The organism is Bacillus sp. FSL R9-9497 (assembly GCF_038005805.1).
Lineage (GTDB): Bacteria > Bacillota > Bacilli > Bacillales > Bacillaceae_G > Bacillus_A > Bacillus_A cereus.
Genome location: NZ_JBBOTY010000001.1, coordinates 5,364,235 through 5,371,166, shown reverse-complemented (window position 1 = coordinate 5,371,166; position 6,932 = coordinate 5,364,235). Strand labels below are relative to the sequence as shown.

The following is a 6,932-nucleotide window of genomic DNA, read 5'->3' as shown; positions in this document are numbered from 1 at the left end:
AGGTGTCCCTCCTTTACTAAGATGGTAAAAGAATAAGGTTGCGCAACAAATGTACAACCCAATAAATATAAAATGTATATTTATACGAAACGTATTTTAAAACCTAAAAACGTCGTTTGTATATGAGATAGGGTTTTCGACAAAAAAAGCAAATGTGGACAACTATTTACCCACATGTGATTAAAACTGTCCACATGTTATACACAAATTGTGGATAAGATAAAGGTGTGGAAAACTTATTCAAAGTGAAAACACAACTATAATATCAAAAAAAAGTGGCTATAGCAATGAATTTAAGAAAGTTATCCACAAAATCAATACCTTGTGGAATAAACTTGTCCACAACACGATATACTGTGTAAAAGTGTGAAAAAAGTTTGTGGATATAAAAAACGTAAAAAAACATTTATCCACAAGGAAATATAGATGCTGTGAAAAAGTATGTGAATAGGTTCAAAATGAATATTTGATGAAAATTTCTAGAACCATTGACATTTTCCTAGTTGATTAACTATAATTTATAGGACTGTCTTTAACAGATATTCCTCAGGGAGGTGTCATATAATGAAAAGAACTTACCAACCAAATAAACGTAAGCGCAGCAAAGTACATGGTTTCCGCAGCCGTATGAGCACAGCGAACGGACGTAAAGTGCTAGCAGCTCGTCGTCGTAAAGGAAGAAAAGTATTATCTGCGTAGACCACTGATCGTTCAGTGGTCTTTTTTTCTAATAATAGTGAATTTCCGCTGATGAAATACAGGAGTGTCAATTGATATGAAGAAAAAACATCGTATAAAGAAGAATGATGAATTCCAGGCGGTTTTTCAAAAAGGAAAATCAAATGCGAATCGTCAGTTTGTTGTATACCAATTAGATAAAGAAGAACAGCCAAACTTTCGCATCGGCCTTTCTGTTAGCAAGAAAATAGGAAATGCAGTAGTTCGTAATCGAATTAAGCGCATGGTCCGTCAGGCTATTACAGAGTTAAAAGATGAGATAGCTTCTGGAAAAGATTTTGTTATAATAGCAAGGAAGCCTTGTGCAGAGATGACATATGAAGAAGTAAAGAAAAGCTTAATTCATGTCTTTAAACGCTCTGGTATGAAAAGAATAAAAAAGTAGCGTAAGGAAATGAATTACACTATATACATACCGATACAAGGAGGAGTAGGCTTTGAAAAAGAAATTAGGTTTACTAGCCATGGTCGTTGCATTAATGGCGATTGCCACCGGTTGTAGTGAAACGGGTCAGCCGATTACATCGAAAAGTACTGGGATTTGGAATGAATATTTCGTATATCCGCTTTCTCAGTTAATCACGTATTTTGCCGACTTATTTAACAGTAATTATGGTTTAGCAATTGTTATTACAACTCTTATCATTCGTTTTGCGTTATTACCACTAATGATTAAACAAACGAAGAGTACGAAAGCGATGCAAGCGTTACAACCGGAAATGGTGAAGTTAAAAGAGAAATATAGCTCTAAAGATCAAGCGACACAGCAAAAACTGCAGCAAGAAATGATGCAGTTATATCAAAAAAATGGTGTAAATCCATTAGCTGGTTGTTTACCAATCTTTATTCAAATGCCAATTCTGTTCGCTTTTTATCATGCAATTATGAGAACAGCTGAAATTAAACAACATAGTTTCTTATGGTTCGATTTAGGACATGCAGACCCGTTCTATATCTTACCGGTCGTTGCAGCAATTACGACATTTATTCAGCAAAAGCTTGCAATGGCAGGAACAGCTGGTCAAAATCCGCAAATGGCAATGATGCTTTGGCTTATGCCGATTATGATTTTAATCTTTGCAATTAACTTCCCAGCCGCATTATCACTTTACTGGGTTGTTGGTAATATCTTTGGTATTGCTCAAATGTACTTTATCAAAGGGCCAGAAATTAAGGCTAGCAAAGCTGGAGGCTCAAGCAAGTGAGTGTAATTACTGCTAAAGGACAAACAGTCGAGCTGGCAGTAGAGGATGCTTTAAGGCAATTAAATACATCAAAAGATCGAGTAGATATAAATATTGTCGATGAGGGTAAAAGAGGATTCTTAGGTTTATTTGGGAATCGTCCTGCAGTAGTAGAAGTTGTATTGAAGAAAGATCCAATTCAAGAATGTGAAGAATATTTAAGAAATGTTATTCACGATATGGGTGTGGAAGTTGAGATTAGTAAAATTGTAAAAGGACGCGAAATTGAATTTACAATTTCTGGTGATAATGTAGGTGTTTTAATTGGGAAAAGAGGTAATACATTGAACTCTTTACAGTATTTAACAAAACTTGTCGCGAATCGTAACACGAAGCAGTATATCGGTATTACACTAGATGCTGAAAATTATCGTAGTAAAAGAAAAAGTACGTTAGAATCACTTTCTTATCGATTAGCGAAACAAGTATTTAATACGAAAAAAAGAGTTATTTTAGAACCGATGCCATCTTTTGAACGAAAAATTATTCATCAGGCATTATCAAATCATCAAGGTATCAATACAACTTCTGAAGGAAATGAACCACATCGGCATGTTGTAATATCTCCTAAATGACCGGTTGCTCAAATGAGTGCCGGTTTTTTTGAGCGAAAAATAGATGTGGATAACTAAAAAACACTAAACTTATCCACTGTGAATAAGTTTAGTGTTTTTTACATGGGGATATAATAAAATGAGTTATTCTTCTTTTGTAGATAGGTTCGTTATGGTATCCTAATAATTTAGTGAAAGAAATAATCATGTTGAAATAGAGATAAATAAGCAAGTGAGGTGAAAGGACATGGAATTTGATACAATTGCTGCGATTTCCACAGCGCTTGGAGAGGGTGCAATTGCCATTGTTCGAGTAAGTGGGGATGATGCGGTTGAGAAAGTTAATCGTATTTTTAAGGGGAAGGATTTAACAGAGGTTCCTTCTCACACTATTCATTATGGTCATATTGTTGATTTAGATACAAATCAAGTTATTGAAGAAGTTATGGTGTCTATTATGCGCGCACCAAGGACTTTTACACGTGAAAATATAGTGGAAATTAACTGTCACGGTGGACTTGTTTCAGTAAATAAAGTATTGCAACTTATTCTAGCACAAGGAGTACGATTGGCAGAACCGGGCGAATTTACAAAACGTGCTTTTTTAAATGGACGTATCGATTTATCACAAGCAGAAGCTGTTATGGATTTGATTCGAGCAAAAACAGATCGTGCGATGAATGTAGCAATTAATCAAATGGAAGGGCGATTATCTAAATTAATTGGTCTTTTGCGTCAAGAAATATTAGAAACATTAGCTCATGTTGAGGTAAATATAGATTATCCAGAATACGATGATGTAGAAGAGATGACACATAATATTTTAATTGAGAAAGCGACGCATGTTCGTTCGGAAATCGAAAAAATATTAGAAACATCAAAACAAGGGAAAATTTTACGTGAGGGTATTGCTACAGCAATTATCGGTAGACCTAACGTTGGGAAATCATCGTTATTAAATAGTCTTGTTCAGGAGAAAAAGGCAATTGTAACTGATATTGCAGGAACAACTCGTGATGTTATTGAAGAGTACGTTAACGTGCGTGGTGTACCTCTTAAACTTATAGATACAGCCGGTATTCGGGAGACAGAAGATGTTGTTGAACGAATTGGTGTGGAACGTTCAAAAGAAATGATGAGCCAAGCGGATTTAGTATTAGTTGTTGTCAACTATAGCGAGGCTTTAACAAATGAGGATGAAGATCTATTCCGTGCGGTACAAGGAAAAGACTTTATTGTTATTGTGAATAAGACTGATTTACCGCAAGCGATTGATATGGAACGTGTTACAGAGTTAGCCGCGGGAAATCGTGTTATTACAACATCCTTAATTGAAGAACAAGGAATAGATGAACTCGAAAAGGCAATAGCTGATTTATTCTTTGAAGGAACAATCGATTCTGCAGATATGACATATGTTTCTAATGCGAGACATATTGGATTATTAACACAAGCAGGAAAAACAATCGGTGATGCAGTTGAGGCGATTGAAAATGGTGTACCAATTGATATGGTACAAATTGATTTAACAAGAACGTGGGAAATACTTGGTGAAATTACTGGGGACACAGTGCATGAAAGCTTAATTGACCAGTTGTTCTCTCAATTTTGTTTAGGAAAATAATATAGTGAAGTTGTAGAAAGATAGAGATTATTAGGAGGAATAAACAATGGGATACAATGCCGGTTCATACGATGTCATAGTAATCGGTGCAGGTCATGCAGGATGTGAAGCTGGTCTTGCGGCAGCACGAATGGGCTCAAAAACATTAATGTTAACAATTAACTTGGATATGGTAGCATTCATGCCATGTAACCCTTCTGTTGGTGGACCAGCAAAAGGGATTGTTGTTCGTGAAATTGATGCATTAGGCGGAGAAATGGGACGTAATATTGATAAAACTCATATTCAAATGCGTATGCTAAATACAGGTAAGGGACCAGCCGTACGTGCACTTCGAGCGCAAGCTGATAAATTCTCTTACCAACATGAATTAAAGAAAACAATTGAAGAAACACCAAACTTAACGTTGTTCCAAGGAATGGTAGAGCGTTTAATTGTTGAAGAAGGTGTATGTAAAGGGGTAGTTACACAAGCTGGTGCAGAATATACAGCAAAAACAGTTGTAATTACAACTGGAACATTTTTACGTGGCGAGATTATCATGGGCGACTTAAAATATTCAAGCGGTCCAAATAACCAGCAACCGTCTATTACATTATCTGAGCATTTAGAGGAGCTTGGATTTGATCTTGTAAGATTTAAAACAGGGACACCTCCTCGTGTAAACAGTAATACAATTGACTACAGTAAAACAGAAATTCAACCAGGTGATGATAAGCCACGTGCGTTCTCTTTTGAAACAACGAAATTTATTATGGATCAAATTCCATGTTGGTTGACATATACAAGTACAGAAACACACCGTTTAATAGATGAAAATTTACATCGTTCAGCTATGTATTCTGGTATGATTAAAGGAACAGGTCCTAGATACTGTCCTTCTATTGAAGACAAAGTAGTAAGATTTAATGATAAACCGCGTCATCAAATTTTCTTAGAGCCAGAAGGGCGTAATACACAAGAAGTATATGTACAAGGTTTATCCACAAGCTTACCAGAAGATGTACAACGTGACATGCTTAGAACAATTCCAGGCCTAGAAAATGTTGAAATGATGCGTACAGGTTATGCAATTGAATATGATGCAATTGTGCCAACACAACTATGGCCAACACTTGAAACGAAAAAGATTAAAAATTTATATACAGCAGGACAAATTAATGGAACTTCTGGTTACGAAGAGGCGGCCGGACAAGGGCTTATGGCTGGAATTAATGCAGCATGCCGCTCTTTAGGTAAAGAAGAAGTTGTTTTAGGTCGCGAGGATGCTTATATTGGTGTCTTAATTGATGATCTTGTAACGAAAGGTACAAATGAACCATATCGTTTATTAACGTCTCGTGCAGAATACCGTCTATTATTACGCCACGATAATGCTGATCTTCGTTTAACTGAAGTTGGTCGTAAAATTGGATTAATTAAAGAAGAGCGCTATGAGCGATTTACAAATAAAAAATTACAAATTGAACAGGAAAAGGAACGTTTAAGCAGCATTATTATTAAACCACGTCCTGAAGTTCAAGAATTAATTCGCAATATTGGCGGAAGTGAATTGAAAGATGGAATACGTGCAAGTGACTTATTACGTCGTCCAGAGATGACATATGAGCATATTCATCTTTTAGTACCAAGTGAAGTAGAATTAAGTGATGAAGTTAAAGAACAAGTTGAAATTCAGATTAAGTATGAAGGATATATTGAAAAATCTTTACAGCAAGTAGAGCGTATGAAGAAAATGGAGAATAAAAAAATCCCTGTAGATATTGATTATGATGCGATTTCTAGCATTGCTTCAGAAGCTAGACAGAAATTGAAAGATGTTCGTCCACTTTCAATGGGGCAGGCTTCACGTATTTCTGGCGTAAATCCAGCGGATATTTCCATTTTACTTGTGTATATAGAACAAGGAAAAATTGCACGCGTATCGAACCAATAAATAGTAAGGAGATATTGCTAGATGAACATAGAACAATTTCAATCTATGCTAGAAGAGAAGGGAATCACCCTCTCTTCTAGACAGTTAGAGCAGTTCAAAATCTACTTTGAAACATTAGTAGAGTGGAATGAAAAAATGAACTTAACGGCTATTACAGAAAAAGAAGAAGTATATTTAAAACACTTTTTTGATTCCATTACAGCTGCTTTTTATTATGATTTTTCAAAACCATTCTCAATTTGCGATGTTGGTGCAGGTGCTGGATTCCCAAGTATTCCTTTAAAAATTTGTTTCCCGCATTTAAAAATAACAATTGTAGATTCGTTGCAAAAACGTATTAATTTCTTAAATCACTTAGCACAAAAGTTAGAATTAAGTGATGTTGCATTTTGTCATGATCGTGCTGAAACATTTGGGAAAAAAGAAGGTGTACGTGAATCATACGATATTGTAATGGCACGTGCAGTTGCGCGTCTTTCTGTATTAAGTGAGCTATGTTTACCGCTTGTAAAAGTTGGAGGAACATTCATTGCAATGAAAGGTGCAGCAGCAAACGAAGAAATTGAAAATGGTAAGTATGCTTTAGAGGTGCTAGGCGGAGAGTTAAAAGAGATGTCTACGTTCCAATTACCGTTTGAAGAGAGTGAACGTAATATTTTATTAATCGAGAAAAAGCGCAAGACACCAAAGAAATATCCACGCAAACCGGGAACACCCAATAAATTACCTATTGAAAAATAAATCTTATTAGACGTAAGATTAAATTATATAAATGAAAACGTAAATGTTTCATAGGAAACATTTTATGGAGAATAGTCAATAGGCCTAAAAGGTGG

At 35.5% G+C, this 6,932-nt stretch carries 7 protein-coding genes; all 7 read left to right on the top strand.

Annotated features, from left to right (window positions below; translation table 11 throughout):
* The first annotated feature begins 564 nt into the window (after positions 1–564).
* Positions 565–699: a 50S ribosomal protein L34 gene (gene rpmH / locus MKY21_RS27725; protein WP_000831901.1), complete on the top strand. Its 135-nt coding sequence runs from the start codon at positions 565–567 to the stop codon at positions 697–699.
* A 76-nt stretch (positions 700–775) separates the two neighbouring features.
* Entirely contained in the window at positions 776–1,123 is a 348-nt protein-coding gene (gene rnpA / locus MKY21_RS27720) for a ribonuclease P protein component (RefSeq protein ID WP_000726619.1), read from the top strand.
* Positions 1,124–1,175: 52 nt separating this feature from the next.
* On the top strand, positions 1,176–1,943 hold the full coding sequence (gene spoIIIJ, locus MKY21_RS27715; RefSeq protein WP_000727737.1) for a YidC family membrane integrase SpoIIIJ: 768 nt from the start codon (positions 1,176–1,178) through the stop codon (positions 1,941–1,943).
* Complete coding sequence (gene jag, locus MKY21_RS27710; protein ID WP_000111516.1) at positions 1,940–2,557, top strand: RNA-binding cell elongation regulator Jag/EloR; 618 nt, start codon at positions 1,940–1,942, stop codon at positions 2,555–2,557. Before spoIIIJ ends, jag begins: the two co-directional genes overlap by 4 nt.
* Positions 2,558–2,783: 226 nt before the next feature.
* Positions 2,784–4,160, top strand: coding sequence for a tRNA uridine-5-carboxymethylaminomethyl(34) synthesis GTPase MnmE (gene mnmE / locus MKY21_RS27705; protein ID WP_000393769.1), 1,377 nt, complete (start codon positions 2,784–2,786; stop codon positions 4,158–4,160).
* 46 nt (positions 4,161–4,206) lie between these two features.
* The gene (mnmG, locus tag MKY21_RS27700; RefSeq protein WP_000541055.1) at positions 4,207–6,096 is read left to right on the top strand and encodes a tRNA uridine-5-carboxymethylaminomethyl(34) synthesis enzyme MnmG; all 1,890 of its coding nucleotides are present in this window, start codon (positions 4,207–4,209) and stop codon (positions 6,094–6,096) included.
* Between the two features lie 21 nt (positions 6,097–6,117).
* A complete protein-coding gene (gene rsmG / locus MKY21_RS27695) occupies positions 6,118–6,837 on the top strand; it encodes a 16S rRNA (guanine(527)-N(7))-methyltransferase RsmG (RefSeq protein ID WP_001019625.1) in 720 nt (239 codons plus the stop codon).
* Positions 6,838–6,932: the final 95 nt, after the last annotated feature.

Excerpts from the sequence above, each read along its gene's own strand:
- rpmH (WP_000831901.1), top strand. The coding sequence starts at position 565 with ATGAAAAGAACTTACCAACCAAATAAACGTAAGCGCAGCAAAGTACAT.
- rnpA (WP_000726619.1), top strand. The coding sequence starts at position 776 with ATGAAGAAAAAACATCGTATAAAGAAGAATGATGAATTCCAGGCGGTT.
- mnmE (WP_000393769.1), top strand. The coding sequence starts at position 2,784 with ATGGAATTTGATACAATTGCTGCGATTTCCACAGCGCTTGGAGAGGGT.
- mnmG (WP_000541055.1), top strand. The coding sequence starts at position 4,207 with ATGGGATACAATGCCGGTTCATACGATGTCATAGTAATCGGTGCAGGT.
- rsmG (WP_001019625.1), top strand. The coding sequence starts at position 6,118 with ATGAACATAGAACAATTTCAATCTATGCTAGAAGAGAAGGGAATCACC.